Annotated in this window: 14 protein-coding genes; 3 read left to right on the forward strand and 11 right to left on the reverse strand. The window is 61.1% G+C overall.

Going from position 1 to position 19918, the window contains the following annotated elements:
- From ABIB54_RS16865 to ABIB54_RS16910, 10 genes are all read right to left on the reverse strand, one after another.
- On the reverse strand, positions 1–359 hold a 359-nt coding region (locus tag ABIB54_RS16865), incomplete at its 3' end, for a transposase (RefSeq protein ID WP_502917157.1).
- Positions 360–868: 509 nt separating this feature from the next.
- A complete protein-coding gene (locus tag ABIB54_RS16870; protein ID WP_354576689.1) occupies positions 869–1654 on the reverse strand; it encodes a WD40/YVTN/BNR-like repeat-containing protein in 786 nt (261 codons plus the stop codon).
- A gap of 179 nt (positions 1655–1833) precedes the next feature.
- A complete protein-coding gene (locus ABIB54_RS16875; RefSeq protein WP_354576690.1) occupies positions 1834–2469 on the reverse strand; it encodes a thioredoxin-like domain-containing protein in 636 nt (211 codons plus the stop codon).
- Positions 2470–2802: 333 nt separating this feature from the next.
- Complete coding sequence (locus ABIB54_RS16880) at positions 2803–3255, reverse strand: DUF6153 family protein (RefSeq protein ID WP_354576691.1); 453 nt, start codon at positions 3253–3255, stop codon at positions 2803–2805.
- A 160-nt stretch (positions 3256–3415) separates the two neighbouring features.
- Complete coding sequence (locus ABIB54_RS16885; RefSeq protein WP_502917158.1) at positions 3416–4672, reverse strand: integrase core domain-containing protein; 1257 nt, start codon at positions 4670–4672, stop codon at positions 3416–3418.
- A gap of 725 nt (positions 4673–5397) precedes the next feature.
- Entirely contained in the window at positions 5398–5625 is a 228-nt protein-coding gene (locus tag ABIB54_RS16890; protein WP_354576692.1) for a hypothetical protein, read from the reverse strand.
- Between the two features lie 467 nt (positions 5626–6092).
- Entirely contained in the window at positions 6093–6251 is a 159-nt protein-coding gene (locus ABIB54_RS16895) for a hypothetical protein (protein WP_354576693.1), read from the reverse strand.
- A gap of 47 nt (positions 6252–6298) precedes the next feature.
- Positions 6299–6598 (reverse strand): hypothetical protein, encoded by a 300-nt coding sequence (locus tag ABIB54_RS16900; protein WP_354576694.1) that lies wholly within the window; start codon positions 6596–6598, stop codon positions 6299–6301.
- 388 nt (positions 6599–6986) lie between these two features.
- Positions 6987–7535 (reverse strand): hypothetical protein, encoded by a 549-nt coding sequence (locus ABIB54_RS16905; protein WP_354576695.1) that lies wholly within the window; start codon positions 7533–7535, stop codon positions 6987–6989.
- Positions 7536–7626: 91 nt separating this feature from the next.
- Positions 7627–7998: a hypothetical protein gene (locus ABIB54_RS16910; RefSeq protein WP_354576696.1), complete on the reverse strand. Its 372-nt coding sequence runs from the start codon at positions 7996–7998 to the stop codon at positions 7627–7629.
- A gap of 726 nt (positions 7999–8724) precedes the next feature.
- Between ABIB54_RS16910 and aroA the strand changes: the two genes are divergently transcribed.
- Complete coding sequence (gene aroA, locus ABIB54_RS16915; RefSeq protein WP_354576697.1) at positions 8725–9966, forward strand: 3-phosphoshikimate 1-carboxyvinyltransferase; 1242 nt, start codon at positions 8725–8727, stop codon at positions 9964–9966.
- An 853-nt stretch (positions 9967–10819) separates the two neighbouring features.
- Here aroA and ABIB54_RS16920 read toward each other — a convergent pair.
- Positions 10820–16762: a DUF6531 domain-containing protein gene (locus ABIB54_RS16920; protein ID WP_354576698.1), complete on the reverse strand. Its 5943-nt coding sequence runs from the start codon at positions 16760–16762 to the stop codon at positions 10820–10822.
- Positions 16763–17196: 434 nt separating this feature from the next.
- Between ABIB54_RS16920 and ABIB54_RS16925 the strand changes: the two genes are divergently transcribed.
- A complete protein-coding gene (locus ABIB54_RS16925) occupies positions 17197–18741 on the forward strand; it encodes a hypothetical protein (RefSeq protein ID WP_354576699.1) in 1545 nt (514 codons plus the stop codon).
- 47 nt (positions 18742–18788) lie between these two features.
- Complete coding sequence (locus tag ABIB54_RS16930; RefSeq protein WP_354576700.1) at positions 18789–19571, forward strand: glycosyltransferase family 2 protein; 783 nt, start codon at positions 18789–18791, stop codon at positions 19569–19571.
- Positions 19572–19918: the final 347 nt, after the last annotated feature.

A 19918-nucleotide genomic window follows, 5' to 3' on the forward strand; every position in this document is an offset into this window, starting at 1 on the left:
TTCGGCACGATCGCCGGCTCGAAAGTTCCCTGCCGATCCCTCGGAATCTGGACCGTCACTTCACCGATCTCGGTCCGCAACGTTTTCGGCGTCGACCCGTTCCTCGAGTTCTGCCCGTTGCGGCCGTCGAAGTCGTGCTTGTCATAACCCAGATGGTCAGACATCTCGACCTCAAGAGCTGTCTGCAACACCTGCCGGGTCAACCCCGTCAGGAGCCCATTCGGCCCAGTCAACTCGATGCCCTGCCCCTTAGCCGACTCGACGAGCTCCGCCGCTAACGCGGCGAAATCGGTCTCCGCCGGCAACGGCCGGCCCGTCTCAGGATCAAAGCGAAGATGCTTCTGAATATCTCTGCTCATGCGTCATTGTTCCCATCCCACAGCTCCCAGCCGCGGATGTCACGCCGAACCAATTACACAAGATTTCTTACAGACCCACGACCGGCCGACGGGGTATTTCGTGGAGAACGCAATGATCAGGGTGACATCGAAGGTGATGACTCCGGCCTCGGGGACGGAGCGCCGACATTGAGTGCCGATGTCGTGGAGCGCTTTATGGGCTATTTCGATAGCGGAACGAGGGGCTTTGCTGGTTGGTCCGTAGGCCGAGGCGCCCACCCATAGGTTGTTCGGAGCGGAGCCGGTCCCGGCCAGCATTGAGGGCAGAAGTAGGGAAGCGAGGATGACCGGGGGGACGGCAATCGCTGCGATCAGCAGCCAGGGGCGGGGTTTCGATCCCCTATTTCGGGTGCTCATTTAGCGAGGACCGTTGCGCCGATGAGTTTCTGTATCGAGTAGAGCAAAGCTGTCCAGGCCCCGATGGCCAATGTGACGCCCCCGCAGATGCGGCTCTAGTCGGCGCCACCGGATCATTTGTGCACCTTCATGCTGGTCCAGGTTGCACCGACGTTGTCGGTGAAGGTAATGCCCCGATCGTCGGCTACGAAAATCCGCGCTCCGTCCACGGCTAAAGCTTGGACGGTTCCGGTTCCAGTTCCAGTTAGTGTGTGGCCCGCGCTCCAGTTCTGCCCGGCGGGTCGCGTCCAGAGAGTGCCACTGGTGTCGACTCCGACGAGGGTGCTTTCCTTGTCGGCGGCGAGAAGGTAGAACGGCGGCGCGCCGGGATCGAGGGTGAAGGTGGCTCCAGTGTCGTTGCTGACGGCGAGGCCGTCCGGGGTCGTGGCGTACAGAGTCGTATTGAGGACAAGGATGTCGCGAGCCACAAGGGACGGACCAGCGCTCCAAGTCACACCACCATCGAGACTGCGTTCGATTCGCTGTTTGCTTTCGTCGATTCCGAACACGCGGGCAGGGCCGCCCCCAGCGGTCATGACGGCGAGCCCATGGAAATCAGTTGTTCCGGTGAGCGCAATATTGGTCCACGTTGCCCCGACGTCGGTACTGGTGATGAGGCCTAAGTTAGGGCCTCCGAAGGCTTTCGGGGTTGTGGGACCGGGGTGCCCGGACGCATAGGCGGTACCATCAGCGATGGTGAAGCCCATGGGATCGAAATCCAAGCCCCCGATCGGCCCCACAGCCTTGGTCTCACCGGTGACATTGATCGACAGCCGGTAGAGGCCGTCATGGGTGGCCGCCAGAAGAATGCCCGGTTCGACGCCGGCGACTAGTTCATGAATATGCTCTAATTTCGCCATACTCGGGGACGCATCCGCCGATGACCCCACACTCGAGGTACAGCCCGACAGCAAGAGGGTGGCGCTCACTGCGGCGGCAGTTGCTGCAGCCACAGCGATAGTTCGGGTGGACTTCATTGACTTCCGATCGTTGGGGTGATGGAGGAGGGCTCTGTCTTGCTCGATAGCCGGATTCCTGTTCAATTCGTCGGGGCTCCACTGCACGCGGCTCCCGGTTCGGGTGTTTGAGGCCCTTGTTGGTATTTGCCGAGGAAAGCAGCCAGGCGTATGTCACTCGCGTCTGAAATTTGAAGTTGCAGCCCCCAGGCCGATGCCACGATTGGCGTGGGGAGTCCATCCCGCGGGGACAGGAGCTCATATTTCTGCGCTTTGGCCTGAGTGGCGAGAGCCTGCACTTGGGCGCTCGGAAGAGAGGGACTGTAGGTAACCCACACTGCTCCGTGTTCGAGGGAGTGGACGGCGCGACCGTCGTTGATGGGCTGCGTATAGATGCCACAATTGACCCATAGTGGCGAGTGGTCGCCGCCAACCGGTGGGTCCTGGGCGAACGGTCCGGGCGACGCGAGATGATTCCGGGTCAGGTTCGAGAAGGTTTGAACACCCGCAATCGTCTTGCCTGCAGCAGTGTGAATTGCAGCTTTTTGCTGCTGAGCTCCAACGAGCAAAACCGCTGTCGGTATGACGATTCCCGCCAGTGCTAGCGCGCCGATCCCATAGATAAGGAGCTTGCGTCGTCGCTCTTGTCTTTCGTGCGTACGGATCATCTCGGCGGCGGCAGCTCGCCGTTCAGTAGCTCGGATTTTTGTGCGGCCCATGAGGGTATTCCTTCTGTGGGATTGCGGATCGAAAGAGTGTTCTGAGCTCGGGCGGCTGAAGCCTCATTAGGCCAGGACAGTTGGCGGGGCAGTGAGAAGGCCCCAAGAATGCCGTTCTGGGCAGCGGCCTCTTCGTTGTTGAACACGCTCACTGCAGGGCAATTCTTGGTTGGACCCAACAGTTAGGGGACTGAACCGAAGCGCCGGAAGGTTGCGCGAAGGAGCTAGCTCCCTCTGGTGATATCTGATGTGATACGTGCATCACCGAACAAGGTTCGGCTCAGACGCCCTGCCAGAAAGGGCGCCTGCCAGGCAAAGGCGGGCGGCCGAGAATCAGGTTCGACTAATGGAGAGGCAGTGAAGGGATGGCGGTGTCGGCGGAGCCAAGGTCGAGACTTTCGCGGCGAGAGCCGAGATCTTGCGGCGGATCCCCTCCCGCCGGCTCAGAACAGGGTGCAAGGCGAACAAGAGAACCGTGAATAGAAGCGCCAGAACGCAGGCCATACCAAGCATCGCATGGTCGGGACCGCAGGCGCCCTCGCAGTTCCGGGCACGCAAGGGCGAATCGGAGTTCATCGCTACTAGGGTGATGCTGCCGACGGCGTGCATCACCATGCCGGTTGCCTGATCAGGGACAGCCATAGAGGCCTGGCTGCCGCCCATGCTGGAAGTCGTGAATCCGTGCATCGCCAACAAGCCGAAAAGAATCGCCGGCACGGCGAGCAGGACGAGGACGATTCGGTGCCAGCGAACCCGCGGCACGGCACTCGCTGTCTGTCCGGTCATCTGCCTACCACTATGCGCATCACGATGCGGCTTAGCCTAGCGGGTTGCTCATTGTCACAGTGATTCGGCCTGGGTTTAGTTCCGTCTTTTGATCAAGGATTGTGATGTGTCAGGACTTCGGTGACGAATCTGTGTCAGGAGATAGGTGACATTCGATGCGTCAGGACTTCGGTGACGGTCCGGCTGTAGAGGCTTTTCTTGGCCCGCGGGGTTTGCCGTTGCTGACGTAGCGGGTGCCTGGTTCGGGCCAGGGGTGTTCGATGAGGAGTTCGCCGGTCTTGACGTCGTAGAAGGCGATGGTCGTCTCATCGCGGACGATGGTGACGAGTGTTCCGGCGAGGTGGCTACCGATCTGGAACTTCACCCCTTGGACTTTGATCCCTCCGCTGGCAGTGACGTGGCGGGTGTTCTCCGGAAGGAGCGCGCCCTTGGCCGCGACCGGTGACGGCGACGGGGAGGCTGGCGTGAGTGGCCGGGGCGGGTCAGCCACGGGTATCGCATCCCAGGCCTGCTGCGGGGTGACATGCCCAGGGAGTCCTTGGTGGGGGCGTTCGGTGTTGTAGATCCGGTCGAACTCATCGACTTGCCTCTGGAGCTCACCCAGGGTCGCAGCCAGGGGCTGCTTGTCGAGGAAGCGGAACAACCTCTGGTGGAAGCGTTCGTTCTTGCCCTGCGTGGTCGGTGTGTAGGGCTTGCCGGTGATCGGCTTGACTCCGAGCCGGGTGACGTAGTCGACGAGCTGGCCGACGATTCCACGCCGGGACGGGTTCAGCGCGACGCCGTTGTCCGTCAGAAGTCGCTGCGGGACGCCGTGCGCAGCAATGCCTTTCCCGACGACGTGAACGGCAGCATCCGAGGTCTCGCCGGCAGCGACGTGGGAAGCGATAGCAAGGCGGGAGTGGTCGTCAAGGAGTTGGAAGATGACGCATTTGCGACCTCCCGTGAGCACATACTCGGTCGCATCGAGCTGCCAGCACGCATTCGGCGCCGGATACACGAACCGGCGAAACGACGCGCGCGGGCGTTTGTTCGGTGCCGCCCTGGCAACACCCGCGTCGCGGAACACGCGCGATAGCGTCGCGTTCGACGGGGCGGATAACCCCATCGCGATCATCTTCGCCCGCACGCTGATCGGCCCATGGTCCAGTCCCGACTGCTCCAACGATGCCCGCACCCCCAGCGACTGCCGCTTCACGTCCTCGCTCAACCGCGTCGGCGACGTTCGTGGGCGCCGAGACTTCGGCTCGAGCACCGCGGCGGGTCCATCGGTGGCGGCTCGCGCGCGCAGGAGATAGAACGTCTTCCGGGAGATGCCGTGCTCTGCGCAGAACGTCGTCACCGCACCACGCGGCGCATCCGGCGGCCACTGCGAGATCGCAAGACGAACACGGGGATCAACAGCATCATTTTGGCTCATCCCTCGACTCTGGAGGGAGAAGTGTCACCAGCAAGAACCCCGGAAACGTCACCGAAGTCACGACGCAGAACTGTCACCGAAGTCCTGCGACATAACAGAGGTAAAACGGTAGTGACGAGTGACATGAAGAAACCCCTGATTTCCGCTTGAAATCAGGGGTTTAAGAGCTGGGGTACCTGGACTCGAACCAAGAACAAAAGATTGGCCCTGGCCCGGTGGCACCGCAGCGACTGTCCGACAAAAAACCCCGTGTTTGTGCGGTTTTCATGGCTTCAGTCTACCGACTGTTACCGGCCAATCTGGTTGCGTCGGCAGGGTTTTTGGTTACCTATCCGGTTACCTTCAAGGAGTCGCACGCTCATTGCCGACAGAATTCTTGAACTCCTCCACCCCCGGGTTCGCATACTGGTCCCTATTCTCCTGCAGCAGGCGACTTCGGGCGATAGATGGTGTCGACCGTTCCGACAGGTTGCAGTTGTCCATTGGTTTTGGTTCGGTGACCGGGCGGGATTCCGAACGTTCGGGGCGGCCAGATGGACGCCACTTTTGTGCCCGAAGGCCGTCCGCAAGGGGAACCACTACTGTCACGGCGACCACAACCTCGTGAACTCCCCGCCCCTCCATCGGAGACTCACGAACCGAGTCTCGAGCCGAGCGTTCCAAGTCTTAACGGGAGAAGGTGACGTGCCGTTCCAGCCGTTGTCTCTTCTGGCGGCTGGCGTTGCCTAGTAATGCTGATTTTCCGGGCGGTCCCACGCGAGCGTGATCGTGGCGCCGTTCGCCAGCGGTTCAATACGCAGGGTCAGGTCGGCGCCGAACAATTCTGAAGTTTTCAAGTCCGTCCCAGCACCCTGCGACTGCGCGACCAAACTCTCCAATGCGATAGCGACAGAACGACCCCAGTCATGCGGATGCCGGCTTGATGAGGAACTACTCGCGGTGATCAGAGCCATAGTTCATCGTGAACGATTATCAGCAGCGTGATAAGTCGCTAGATTATGAAATTGCCACGGCGTCGGCATAGCTGAGAGTCGGATCATCGGGTCGATTGTGACGGCCGTCCCGGAGACCGTTTAAAGACCGATCACTGCCTCGAGGGGTGCCCGCAAGGCAACGATCAGTGACGCAACTCGGGCACGAGCGCGGCAATCACAATGCGGAACTCGACGTGTGTCACAAGGGAACGGTGAGTGACGCAGATCGAGAGCAAAAGTGGGATATGACATCGCGGGGCTCGACGTGTCTCACACCGGAATGGTCTCTGCTCAGGCTGAAATCGATTCACGCAGCGGAAAGCGTTGTAAACCAAGCAGAACGCGGAGGTGAAAGATAAGAACCGAGGTTCGGTTTTGGCACCACGTCTCTCGTACCACGACCAGGAGCTGACTACCCCTGCCGCATCGCCCATCAAGCGAAACGGTTAATTCATGAAGTCGCTTTCCTGCGAAGCTGATTTCTTCGAAAAGCTGGCTTGACGCCCCCGCCGGATTAAACGACCGAACATCCAACATCCCACCAAGAAGACCAAGAAGCCAAACAGCAACAGACCAAATTGCTGCGCTGAGAAGGCGATGACCATAGTGATAATCCCACCAAAAAAAACTAGCGCGGTAGCTTTCCCCACAATTAAATTACCTTCCTGAAAGTGATGTAAGTAGTAACGTGAAAGTCATCGGAACGCTCGTACTGAATCGTGTAAGGCTCGTAGCCTTGTCCAGCCCACTTGTTCAGCGCCTCGGACACCCCCGATAGCGGATTCAAACCTCCACCCGTGGCGACTTTGTTGTCGACGTATTCGTGAACGAACGCCGACCGATAGTTATACGCCAAGGCGTGTTCCTCCCATAGGGCGCCAACTTTCAGCGCATCGCCAAATGGTGACACATATTTTTGATTCATCGCAACCACCAATTTGGCGGAGGCCACGCGCTGGGTCCAGCCCTATCTTTTGAATAGCGTCTTCCGGTTGCGACGAGGATTGCTAGAGCTTGCTGACGGTTTGGACCACTTGTCTGTTCAGGGGTACCTGAACCGGTCCGGCCCGCCGTTTACTGATCGTAGAACCGTTCTGCTTCTCTGCTTCCCGACCTACCATCTTCTGCGAGCCTGATAAAGAGTTCACGATCGTTTTTAGAGAGCTTGCTGAGACGCTCGACTTTTGACTTCGTGAGTACCTTGTCGTAGTAGCGAGAGCCAGAGACATCACGATTCCAGCGATATAGCCAGCGGAGATCCCTCAAGTTGGGCGGACTCTATGTGAACGCCGTCACTTTGCCCCGCCCAGACGGCCCACACCGTCACCCGCGATCGAGGACTAGCCAATCGATGGGTCGTGATCCGCCAGAGTGCGGATTAGCCAGCCCTCGAAGAACGTCTGGAAGTTGCTTACAGCCACCGTGTGACCGTTGCTGTCGGAAGAAGTTCTCCTCAAAGTTCCGTCGCTCATCATGACGTAGGGTCCGAATTGTGCTCCTCCAGGCGCCTGGAAGCTATTCGCCAATTCGTGGGCAAGATCGACAGTTCTCAATCTGGTGGATTCTGACTGCGTGTAGAAGCCGCGAAGCCTCCCGTCGGTAAGCAGATAGACCCTGTCGGATACTTGGGCGCCACCGGACACCACAATCCAGCCCATCTCACCGTCGACGACCATGGTGGTGAAACTAGGTGAAGCGCTCGCGAGAATCACTCGGACAGGCTTGATCCCCTGTTCTTTCAACAAGGAAGCAGCGTCTCTTCCAAGTCGGGTCACAAGATCTTTGATCCTCTGAGACTTGCTTTCCGGGTCCTCGAAATTCGCTTTCTGCTTTAGATCAGCAGTTCGCGTCTCAGCCACCCGCTGTTCGATGCCTTCAGCCCATCCCATGAGAGAGAGCCTAGCGGCCGGTTTCGCTCACCAACCGACGGACAGTGGGATGGCTAGCTGGTGTGACCAGTGCAGTCCGGCCGTGTTGTATTTATTTGAAGCTTCTCGCCGATAGCGGCAAAAGCAGCATCAGTTTTGCTTTGCTTTGCTTCGCAGTGTCCTGCTGCGGACGAGGCAGCCCCTGGATTTCCGTCACAGATTTCGCCACGGCAACTTTCCCAAAATAGGCACCGTTGTCCACAAAATTTGCCGCGATGACGTCGATAGAGGGCTGAAGCTCGGCCGGCCACGTAGCGCCAGGGTTCTTGAAAAGATCAGCTCCATGGAGAAGATCCTTCTGAGCTTTGAGCGCGTGACTATGGATCCCATCCAACGAAGAATCCGCCGACCCCGACGAAGAACCTTTCACGAGGGTGACATACGGGCAAACAATGTCCAGAAAGTAGCTGCGAGCCTGCGTCATCCCAGACATCGGAGTCGGCTTTGGGGTCGACGGGATTCCCGTTGCCACCGGAATCGAGGAACAGCCAGTGGAGAACGCCAGCACCAACCCGGTAGTCGACACGAGTAGGGTTCGGGGAAGTAGGCGAATGCGAAAATCGTAGCGGTTCCAGGATCGCTATTTGAGCCATCAGAGGGTGAGCACAGATGCGCCGAAACTTGCCGTGAGCAAATGCCAACCAACCGCGTTGACGGGAAGGAACCCGATGCGCTTTGATACCTCCGTCACCGACCGGCAGATGTTCCGCGACTGGTGCGCCAGCTACAGCCTTGGCCCGGCTGAGACCACTGCTGAAGACGTCGACCAGCACCTCGCTGATGTCCCAGGAGCTGTCGCCGCCCAGCTCAGGCGACGCGCCTCCGCGGAAGAGCTGCGTCCGTCGCGCCGCCGCTCGCAAGCCGGACGACCACCGGACGGCGTTTCCCGCCGGTGCGAGAGCGCGCTTGAGAGCACTTTTCGCCTGGATCGGCCGTCCGCAAGCGGAACCCGTTGCGCTTACGCCGTGGTGCGGATTTCAGTTTTGGCTAATCAGGTCCGATAGAGAAGCGCAGTCGTCACTGGTTTCGAGAAAGAAGGAGTTGAGACTGTCCACGCAGAGAATGTGACGACTCTCTGTTGACGCCATGGACAAGGCTGATCTGAGGACGGCACAGTGGGATCGGGGGCCAATCCCGATACGCTACCGAGGTGCCGAAAGTCGCTATACCTGGTTCCAAATCCATTACCGCGCGGGCGCTGTTCCTCGCTGCCGCGGCAAAGGGGACCACGACTCTTCGTCGGCCACTCTTCTCTGACGACACCGAAGGGTTCGTAGAAGGGCTAACAACCCTGGGATATGCCGTTGAGCGGGATGGGGACGACCTTCACGTTAAAGGATCGCCGGAAGGTCCGACGGGGGTTGCCAGCGTCTTTTGCCGAGACGGCGCCACCACAGCTCGCTTTCTGCCCGCCCTGAGCGCCTCGGGCCACGGCCAATTCTCCTTCGACGCATCGAACCAGATGCGCAAACGCCCCATGAGCCCACTCTTGGATGCATTGGGACGGTTGGGGGCATCCATCACGGTTGGCGCGCAAACGGGACATCATCCTTTTACGATAAATACCGACGGTCTTGAAGGTGGGGAGATTGAGCTTGATGCCGGAATATCTTCCCAATTTCTCACAGCTTTGCTGCTCGTGGGTCCGCTCACGCGAAAGGGACTCGACATACGAGTAACCGACCTAGTCAGCCGTCCCTACGTTGACATGACCCTCAGCATGATGGCTGACTTCGGCATCAATGTGGTGAGGGACGGCGACCATTTCCGAGTCCCGTCGGGCACATACGAGAGCCGCACCTACCGCGTCGAACCCGACGCGTCCTCATCAAGTTATTTCTTTGCGGCCGCAGCGCTTCTCGGAGTCGAGGTCCACGTCGAGGGACTGGGAACGGAGTCGCTACAGGGCGATCTAAGGTTTGTCGACGTGCTCAAGAAAATGGGGGCCAACGTACACCTCGATCGTTCGCGGGCGACGGTTTCCTCCTCGGGTCATCTTCAGGGCGTCGAAGTCAATATGCGTGACATCTCAGACACAATGCCGACTCTCGCAGCCCTTGCCCCGTTTGCGAAAACTCCAACGTTGATTACTGACGTCTTCAATACGAGGGTGAAAGAGTGTGATCGCCTCGAAGCCTGCGCAGTGAACCTCAGCCGAATGGGAATCAAGGTAGAAACTGGCAGAGATTGGTTGCGGATCCTTCCTGGACTACCCAAGGCAGTCGAAGTCGAGACTTTCGGCGATCACAGGATCGCCATGGCCTTCAGCATCACGGGATTAAAATCGAATGGCGTCATGTCGTTCGATGACCCTGGCTGCGTCAAAAAGACCTTCCCGACGTTCTTCACCACCCTAGAAGATTTCGTCACGGCGGTCAGGACCGCTTACTAGGCAGTGTCGACGTCAAGACATCGCTGAATTGGGTGGCGAACTCGGTGCCCGGTAGACGGACGATCACCGGACGGCATTTCCCACCGTCTCGAGAACGTACTCGAGACCACTTTTCGACCTGATCGGGTGCCCGCAAGCGGAACGTCGAACGCGACAAATTTCGAGTCAACCAGATAGACATCAGTCCCTCACTCGTCCGTGTCATAGCCGAGGCTGTCCTTCTACCGCTGGGCAACGGACGCTTGGCGCCAGGCCGCGACGGAGACCGGATTTGACCGATCGAGGGCCGGAAGCGATAGCCTGCGCTGTTCTAGCGACCTCTCCAAGGTTATTCCGCCGTTCTCGGCCGCCCATGTCCCAGCGGCAGAGTCACTACCCTTGATGCCCGACCAGAAAGCGGACCCAACGCCTTTTGCGGCCCATGCTGTTGAACTTCGCCGATCCGCCCCTCGGGTCGCGAGCGCGCAGATTGACTAAAGGCGCACTCGTGCCGCGTCAACGTCCTCAGCGGGCCAGAGCACGTCGTCCCCATCCAACACCCACGATTTATCCGCCAACGCAAACGCTAGCGCTCGCACGTTCGCGACAAAGAGTTCCTCCCACCGACACTCGATCCAGCACGCGGAGGAGACCTGCAAATCCGGCTTTGGTCCCTCGCCAACGTGTGTCACGGGGCCGTCCCGCCAATCCCAACCCTCGTTGGGATCCAGCCGCGCGAACACAGTGAACAAACGACCCTGCTCGTCTCGTAACTGGCCCACACCGTCCGCCGTGACTTCTGCCCCAGCATCTCGCAAAGCGGCCAGAACGAGCGCTCCCAGATCGGGCTGTTCCGAAACCAAGAATGCGCCCTTCATCGTCCAAGCTCCTTTACGATTGCGACCAGCTCGTCGGGGGAGCGCGCGATGCGGATCCCTTGTCGCGCCGCAGCCTCCCATGCTCCGTTCGGAATGTCTGGCGCGTAACCGATTGCCGTAAGCCCGGTGGTGGAGGTTGTCTTTTGAAGCTGGCCAGTTAGACCCCTCGCGTTACCGCTCTTCACCTGCACCACCATGTTGCCTAGGTCGACGTCGACCTCGCGACTCAGGCCGTCAGTCATGTGGATCTGAGAGTTGACCCCCTTCACCCGTCCGGGAAATGCTCGCTCGATAGCGTTTGCAGCGTCCGCCACGTACGGGTCCGCTGAACTGAACACTCGTCCGGCGTTCGCGCCCGCGCTACCCCTGTCTGCCGTCGCGCAGTCTGCGGACGCGCGGGCGATGCCCTTGGCGAAGGGAGCCGCAACTAGCGCGGAGCCGAGGAGACCTTGCCCGAAGGCTTGCCCTGATTCTGCAACATTGGTTGCGCTCAGTGAGGAAGTGAAGTCGTTGCGTATCGCGGCTATCGGATTGAGATTGTCTACGCATTGTAAGAAACCTTCGAAGGATGGACCGTTGCCTCCGTATTGCGCGAATCCAGCATGGCAGGAATTACCCAAACCGATAGCCGTGCCTGTCGGGTCCACGTTCCACGAGACAATGCCGCCCACAATGCCAGCCACGCCCTTCGCTGCGCCAATGATCTCGTTCGCGAAGAATGAATACGAGTCACACAGTTGCGAGTAGGAGCCGCAGTTGCTGGACCAGTTACCACTGGCATCGGTCCCGGTCAGCGGGTTGTTGAACGCGTAGGAGTATCCGGCCACGTACGGCATTCCCATGGGAACAGCGACCGGATCGTTGGCGGTGAACCGCCCGGTTGCCGATGAATAGTCCCGAGCGCGCATGTCGTACAGACCCGTGGCTGATTCCAGGTATTGCCCGGCGAAACCGATGGCCGAGGTGGCCAGAGACCCGGTCGCTGCGGTGCGCGCATTACCGAATGCGTCCAACGCACGGGTGCCCGAGACGGTTGATCCGGTGGTTGCGACCGCGGCGGTGATGTTGGCGAACGGGTCGCTGAGCAGCCAGGAACTGACCCCACCGGAGCTCTCGGCCAGTGCCGCCCCGGTACTGGAGGTCGGGTCGGTCAGCCATGCGGTGGTCAGCGAACCGGTTTGGTCATACTCGCCTGTGCGCACCGGGAGGCTCGACAGGTCATCCCACGCCCATGTCGCCTGCGTCACCCCTCCGACTGTGCGGGAGGTTCGGTTGCCCTTCGTGTCGTTGGTGTACGAAATGGCGGAGCCATTTTCCAAGGTCGCTGAGACTAATTCATCGGTTAGGTCCGTGGTGAATGTTGTCGTGCCGGTCGGGGTTGTCGAGGTCGCCAATGCCCCGTTAGGGGTCCACGTGTTGGTCACGGTCGGCGCCCCGGCGACCGTCTGGGACAGCAACTCGTTGGCAGCGTCGTAGGCGTAAGCGGTGGAGACGGTGATGGCCGTAGTGCCGGACACTGTGCGGGCGGACTGGGTTTTACGATTGCCGACCGTGTCGTAGGTATAAGACTTGTTCGGCGATGTGCTCGTGCAGCTCACACCCGTGGCTGGGTAGCATTCGCTGGTCAACCTGCTGACCGAGTCGTACCCGTACAGCGCCGTCGTCGTCGCCCCCGCAGCGGTCGTCGCTACCTTCGTCGGGTTGCCGCGGGTATCCCGTGTGATGTCGTACCCGTCGAGGACAGTCGAGGCCGCCGAATGGGTTAGCGACGTCATCTGACCTGCACTGTCGTAGATCATCGCTGTGGTTGTCGGTGTCGACACGCCCGCGCGGGTCACAGTGGACACACGCCCTGACTGGTCATAGTCATACTGAGCTGTGTGCAGGCTGCCGGCACCTGACGGCGTCACTGTCGTTAGCTCCCCAACACCGTTGTAGCTGTACGCCGCCGCCATCCCCGTCGACCATGCGGTGCCGGATAGTCGCCCGGCATCGGTGTAGGCGTAGTTTGTCGTCCCACCGCCGGGTCCTGTCCGCACTATGGACGTCGTACGGCCTGACGTGTCATGCGTGTACGCGCTGGACGCCACGACGTTGGCGTTCTGCACACGTTGTGCGGTCACGAGGCGTCCCGCGGCGCTGTAGTCGTAGGTGAAAGCTGCGGTCGCGTCGGAGAAGGTGGTGGCAGTCAGCCGATTGGCCGCGTCGTACGCGTAGGACGCGGTGCCATCGTTCAGGTTGCTAACAGTTGCGGTGCCCGAAGGTTTGACAACTTTGGTGATGTTGCCGACCGTGTCGTAGGACGTTGCGGTGACCCGGCTGAGCGCATCGGTCTGAGTGAGCGCTCGGCCGGCCTTGTCGTAGGTGTAGGTCGTCGCATGTGACAGTGGGTCAAGTCGTTTGGTGAGGTTGCCGACGCTGTCGTAGGAGTAGCTCGTTTTGGCCGCATTTGGCGCTGTGACCGATGTCGGCCAGCCCACTGTGTTGTAGGCGGTGGTGGTGACACCGCCTGCCGGGTCTGTGACTTTGGTGGGGCGGCCGTCCGCGTCATACCCGGTTGTGACTGTGCGACCCAAGGGGTCGGTGGTCGTGGTCGGGCGTCCAGCCGCGTCGTAGGTCACCGTGGTGGTGAACGCTGCTGGTGCCGCGCCCGGGACGTTCCCTCGCGGGTCGACCGTGCTGGTCCGGCGTCCGTCGGCGTCGTACGTGAAGGTTGTGCTGTCCTCGTAGTAGCCGGGGATGTAGGTGTCGGTGGACCGGGTGCGAGTCTGGGCGAGGAGTTGGCCGGCCAGGTCGTAGGAGTAGCTGGTGTAGACCCCATCCGAGTCAGTGGTTTGGGATTGCCGCCCCATGGCGTCGTAGGCGGTCTGCTGGTATCCGCCGGCGGCATTGGTCACCGCCGCTACGTGCCCTCTCTGGTCGTAGGTAGTTGTTTGCGTCACGCCGTCGGGGTCGGTCATCGAGGTCATCTGACCCACGACGTCATATTTGTACGACGTCACCCCTCCCGTGGGGTCGGTCACTGCTGTCAGCTGACCTAGCGCGTCATAAGTTTTGGTGGTGGTGTGCCCAAGCGCATCAGTTGTGCCTATCAGACGGCCGGCTGCGTCGTAGGCGCACGTGGTGATCGCGCCGAGGGGATCCGTGGTGGTTGCGACCCGCCCCGCGGCGTCGTAGGACGTCTTGGTGATCCTTCCGGCGGCATCTTTTGTGCTGGTGAGTCGGTTGGCGTTGTCGTAGGTGAACGTCGTGGCGTGGTTGAGAGCGTCGGTGGTCTTGGTTACCCGACCAGCGGCGTCGTACGTATTGGTCGTGATAGCTCCGACTGGGTCGGTGCTGGTCAGCATCCTGCCGGCCGCGTCGTAGGTGTGCCGGCTTACCGCGCCGGAGGGGCTTGTCGTCGACGTCGGCCGGTGTGCCGCGTCGTAAGTCGAGGTTGTGGTTCGCCCGCTAGGCGTCACCGTGGTGACGAGATCACCGGCAACGGTGTAGGTGTAGGTCGTGGTGCGGCCCAAGGGATCGGTCGACGTTGCAAGCAAGTTCGCAGGCGCCCCGCCAGTACCCGTGGTGTACGTGTAGGTGCTCGTTCCACCGTCCGGGTTGCCGACCGTGGTGACCAGGCCCGCAGCATTGTAGGTGTAGGTGGTGGTGAAGCCGGCGGCGTCCGTGTGGCTTGCGACATGGTCGGCCGTGTCGTAGGTCCACGACTCGGTGTAATTCAGCGGTGCGGGGGCGACGCGAAGCACCAGACGGTTCCGGTCGTCATATTCGTTGCGGTAGAGCCGGTCAGCAGCATCCACTGACGCCGCCGGGTTGTTGTTCCCGTCGTATAACTGCTCAACAACAGCCCCGTTCCCGTCGGTCTGTTTGACGAGGTTCAAGTTGTTGTACAGGTCGGTGCGAACCTTCCCCGTCGGATCGGTGACCGTGGCGGTCTGAGTGGTCGGGTTCCAGGCGAAGGTGGTCTTCGCGCCGGTCTGGTCAAGCTGGCTCGTGATGCGTCCCGCGGCGTTGTAGGTGTTGCGTGCGCTGATGTGCCCCAGAGGATCGGTGATGGACGACAACCCGCCGGTTGTCGCATACCCATATTTTGTAGTGGTGCCATCGACAGCAACTACCCCAGTCAGGCGCAGTGCGCCCGCCGTGCTGGTGTGGGTGTACCGGGCCGTCCTGCCGTCTGAGGTGGTCGCGGACACGATCCTGGCGTCCACGCCGGTCCCCGTCCACCCGAACGTGAGAGTCTGCCCGAGCGCGTCAGTAACCGTAGTCAACACACCGGCGGTGTACGCCAACGTCGGGCCCTGGCCGCGCTCGTCTGCCGCCGCAATCAGTACCCCTGTGGTATCGAAGGTCATGGTGTTGCCGGCCAGGTTGCGCATCACATGGGTGCCGTTTGGACCGTCGGACAGGCTCGCTGACACTGCCGGGTCGATGGGCGCGTACCCGCCACCGACGATCGCGCCGAAGCGTGTGCGCGTGCCGGACCCGTCGGTGAAGACCAGCTCCCCGGACGTGTTCGTCACAAGGGAGGCACCATAACTGAATGACCATCCCGGGCCGAAAGGCCCCGATGCGGTATCCAGCGAGTTGTACGTGCGGGAAAGGTCGATCGGTTGCCCGGGTGCCGTAAGGGACACGTCAGCGAACTTCTCCATCAACGCACCAGTGGCCGTATTCACCGGGTCGCCCGCCGTTGCTTGGTTGCCGGAGGAGTGACCCGCCCAGCAATCACAACCAAATGTCTGACCTGCGGTCAGTGGACGCGGGACCGGGTACCCGGCGTACACCAAACGAAGGCCCGGTGATTCTTGCAGGCCTGACCCAGAAGGGTCGTTCGGATCGACGTCGATGGCGAAACCTGCAGTCGATCCTGTGGGGCCTGCGCCTTTGACGGCAGCCCGCACAGCGGCGGTGACGTCGGTGAACCACCCAAAGTCGGGCCTGGAGGCATATTGGTGGGTTGATGTGACCGGGGCGCCGCAACGCGCAGCAGCAAGGTCCGTGCCGGTGCTCCCGGTCCCGATGCTCGAGCAGAGGGCACCAACAGTTGGCGTAGTCGAGTATTCGTAGCCACCCAAAACAGCTGAGCTGACTTGGCGTCCGGTAAGAACATTGACGTTGGCACCGACATAGGTGAGGAACGACTTCTCCCCTAACCCGTTGAAGTCGAAGCGACCGATGGCCACTTGTCCGTCGATGGGGTCTGCCAGTTGGCACGGTCCGCCACTGCAATCGGTCGCGCCCGTCGGTGCGAACGCGACCGCAAGGCCGTCTTTGTTTACCCATGTTTGGTCGACCCATTGCACGGCCGGGTCGAGGACCAGTGGGTATGCGGCGGTCTTCGCCCACAACGGATCGACACTGAGGTTGATCGCATATCCGCCCGCGGTGACGGACACGCCTTGGTGCGCACTGCCGGGCAAGCCCGGTCCCTTTTTCGCCTGAGTCCAGGCTGCGGGTGCTGGCAATGCCATCCCGGTGGCGAAGGCCACTTCAGCGGAGAAGGTCCACGCCTCACCAGCGCCCTTTTTCGGTTTGCCGAGGGTGTGTTGCGGGTCGGTGATTGTGAACCGGAATTTCGATTGGGTGCGCTTGTCGGCCAAGATCAGGTGCTTGCCGATGCGGCCACCCTCGGTACTGAATTCCAGATCGACGCCGGGGAACACTCCGGAATATGTGACCACACCCTTATTCAACGTCGGTGGGTTGATCGTGGCACCCTCAAGCCCAAACACCACTGGGCCGCTGACAGTATCTATCGTCACCAATGCGTCAGCGCTTACGCCGAAGTGCACCGGGTTGGCCAACCCGAGTGCTTGGAACGGATATTTTCCTGCCCCTGTGGTGATCGTCGAGTCGATTGTTGTCCACCCATCGACCCCACGTTTGAACGCGGGATGGGCAAACAAGTCCAGTGTCGTCTTGCCGTCAGTGGTCACTGAGTGACTGGTTGGAGTCCAAGACTCAATCCGTGCAGCCGCCACAGGAGGAGATGTAGGGGTCTTCTTCGAGGGCGAACTCGAACCGGGCACCTTACCCACTGGCGCCGGGGCGGTCGGGCGGGGTGGCACGATCGGGGCGCTCGGGGCGAGGGTGGGCGAGGGTGAAGCGGCCACCGCGGGGCCAGCTGTGACCATGCCGAGGCTTAGAGTAACTACCGCGACCATCGCAACGAGAGAAACCACCGCGCCGGAGCCGAATTGTGAACCTGTGGGCGTCGCGTTGGACACGTTTTCGTGCTCAGGTGAGTTCCAGTGAAATGAGCGCACGACGGTCAGTCTCCTTTGAGGAATGCGCTCTTTCTAGAGCAATGTTGAGGTATGCTAACACAATCACGGGCGGCCGCAACTCATCCACCGGAGGAATTAACCGAATGGATGAAACACGGAAATCTCGGCGTCTCATCGCAACGATTCTCGGTCTCGTTGCCGCGGGGGCCCTGGTAGCTTTTTGTGCACCGTTGATCACCCCGGGGTATGACGCATCGTTCACGTTAGCGTGGGGGCGCGACTTCGTCCGTGGCCATCCCTTGAACTTTGCGCACCCATCGTCTCCCACGCCGCACCCGCTCGCTGTGCTTGCTGGGGCGGGTGTAGGTTTCGCACCGGTCCACTGGGCCATCACCGCCGCCGGGGGCCTCAACGTCGTCGCTTGGTTGGCATCCCTGACCCTGCTGTGCTTCGTGACGTTCGAGTTGACCGCAAGCCGTATCGCCGTCGGCGCCGCCATCGGCTCTGCGGCAGTGAGCGCCCCAATCGGTCTGCTCGTCCTCGGCGCCTCAAGCGACATCCCTTACTGCGCACTCGGACTAGGTGCGGTGCTCCTGACCCTGCGATCTCGGCACTCCGCTGCCGTGGCGGTTTTCATGGTCGCGGCACTGTTGCGGCCTGACGCGGTCCTGCTCGCTTGTTTGCCGCTAACTCTGTCGTTCATAGGCCGCCGTGATCCCGACCAGCGCAGCGCAGCACGCCGTTTCACCTGGGTGTTCACTGCGGGGATATTTGCTGTTTGCTTAACCCTGGCCATCGCGGCATGGCTTGTAATGGGTGCAGCAGGCGGGGACCCGCTGATAGGGCTGCACTCCGCCAACACCAACGCCGAGATCAACAACAACCTCCGCGGCCCGGTTGTCGCCCTCACCCAGGCCCTACCCGGTCTGGCCGGTCCCACCGGATGGCTCACCCTGGTCGCAGCGGCGATTGCCCTAATTTCGGCGGCAGTGGCTCGCCGGACCCTAACGCGCGCGGCCCGAATGGGCGCGGCCCACCCGGTGCGGACCAGCAAACGCCAACCCGTAGCTGCCGCCATCGCTGTCCGGCACCGAATGCGCGCTGCAACCATCACCGGTAGCTTCATCGGCGTGGCTCTGATCGCCTACTTGGCTCAGGGACTGATTGGCACTCCGCTGGTCGCCCGTTATCTGCTCCTGCCGGCGTTGCTCAGCATCGCATTGGCTGCACTCTGCATTCCCCTGGCGGTGCGGCTCGTCCGAACCACGCGGGCATCCCTGACGGTGGCGGTGGTCGTAGCAATCGCCCTCGTCGCGGGAGCGGCCGGAGCGAACGTTTCCGGTTGGCAGGACGTTCTCCACGCACGCCAAGTACGAGCCGAAGCATTCACGTCCGCCGTCGAACTGCTCGACACCGACCTTGCACGACACTGCACCGCACCCGTTGTCGTTCGCAGCCCCGCCATGGTCGCCGTGACCGCGCTAACTCTCGATCGCCCGCTACGCGACATCACGGTAGCCGACCAAGCGGGCGCCGGAGTCCTGCTCCAGCCACTGACGAGGGAAGCCGCGGAGCTGGCCGGATACGGACCCATGACATCCCTAACGGAGCAAAAAAATTTCCCTACTGATGCCCCGCCTCGCCAGTCCAACCACAACTGGGCCCTATACAGCAGCTGCCAACCATGACAAATCAGCCGACCTTTCACACCCGAAGCGCTGCGACCCCCATATCCGTGTCGACCCCGCTCGAGGTGACCATCCTGCTACCGTGTCGCAACGAAGCGGCCACCGTCGCCATCTGCATAAACCTCGCTCTGGCCTGGATCAGCCTCCGCAACTTGACAGGTGAAGTCCTTGTAGTCGACAACGCTTCCTCGGACTCCTCCGCAGCCCGCGCTCTCACGGCCGGCGCCCGCGTAATCGACGAACCTCGCGTCGGCTACGGCAACGCCCTGCGCACTGGGATCCAATCCGCACACGGCAGGATCGTGATCATGGCAGACGCCGACAACACATACGATCTGACTAACCTCGACGCGTTCTACGACCCCATCGCTACCAACCAAACCCACGACATCGTCATCGGCGACCGCTTCGCCCTACCCCCCAGTCGCGCCGCCATGAGCCGGTACAACCACGCAGGCAACTGGCTGCTGTCAACCCTGACCCGCACCACCACCGGCCTATCGACCCGCGACATCCACTGCGGACTGCGCGCCTTTACCCGAACCACCATGACCGACCTGCCTACCTGGAGCACCGGTATGGAATTCGCCACCCATATGCTTATCCACGCCCACCGTCAATACCTACGCATCGCTGAAACTCCCATCACCCTGCACCCCCCAGCCGCCGGACGGAACTCCAACTTGCACCCGCTACGCGATGGGCTTCGCCACCTCGCCGCCATCGCCCGAGAAAGCCTCCGCGGACACGCTCCGCACCAATCCACATCAACGGTCCGAAAAACACAGCGAAATCAGGCGGATGACGCTCCGCGGTCTGCCAGCGACTAGGCACAAGAACAAGCAGGTGCCATTTGGCGTCGATCGTTTTCTGGCATTGCTGAGTGACCGGCCGAAGCTGGAGCTGAACGAGGAGCACCCCGATGCTGACAGAAAAGATCCCGCTTCGGGCCAGTGAGTGAAGCCGAGCAGAAGGCCGCCTTGAAAGCGACCGTAGGCCCGGACGACCAGCGGGCGGTATTTGGCCGTGTTCCCCGAAGCCGATTTTCGGCCGTATTGCGATATTTGGGGTGCCCGGAAGCGGAACCCTCACTGGGACGGTTTTCTCGATGCGCTTGCTCCTTCCAAAATCCACACCGCGCGATGACCAAGTCACAAACACACCAGAGCCTTGGCCA

The organism is Frigoribacterium sp. UYMn621, assembly GCF_040549525.1.
Classification (GTDB): domain Bacteria; phylum Actinomycetota; class Actinomycetes; order Actinomycetales; family Microbacteriaceae; genus Lacisediminihabitans.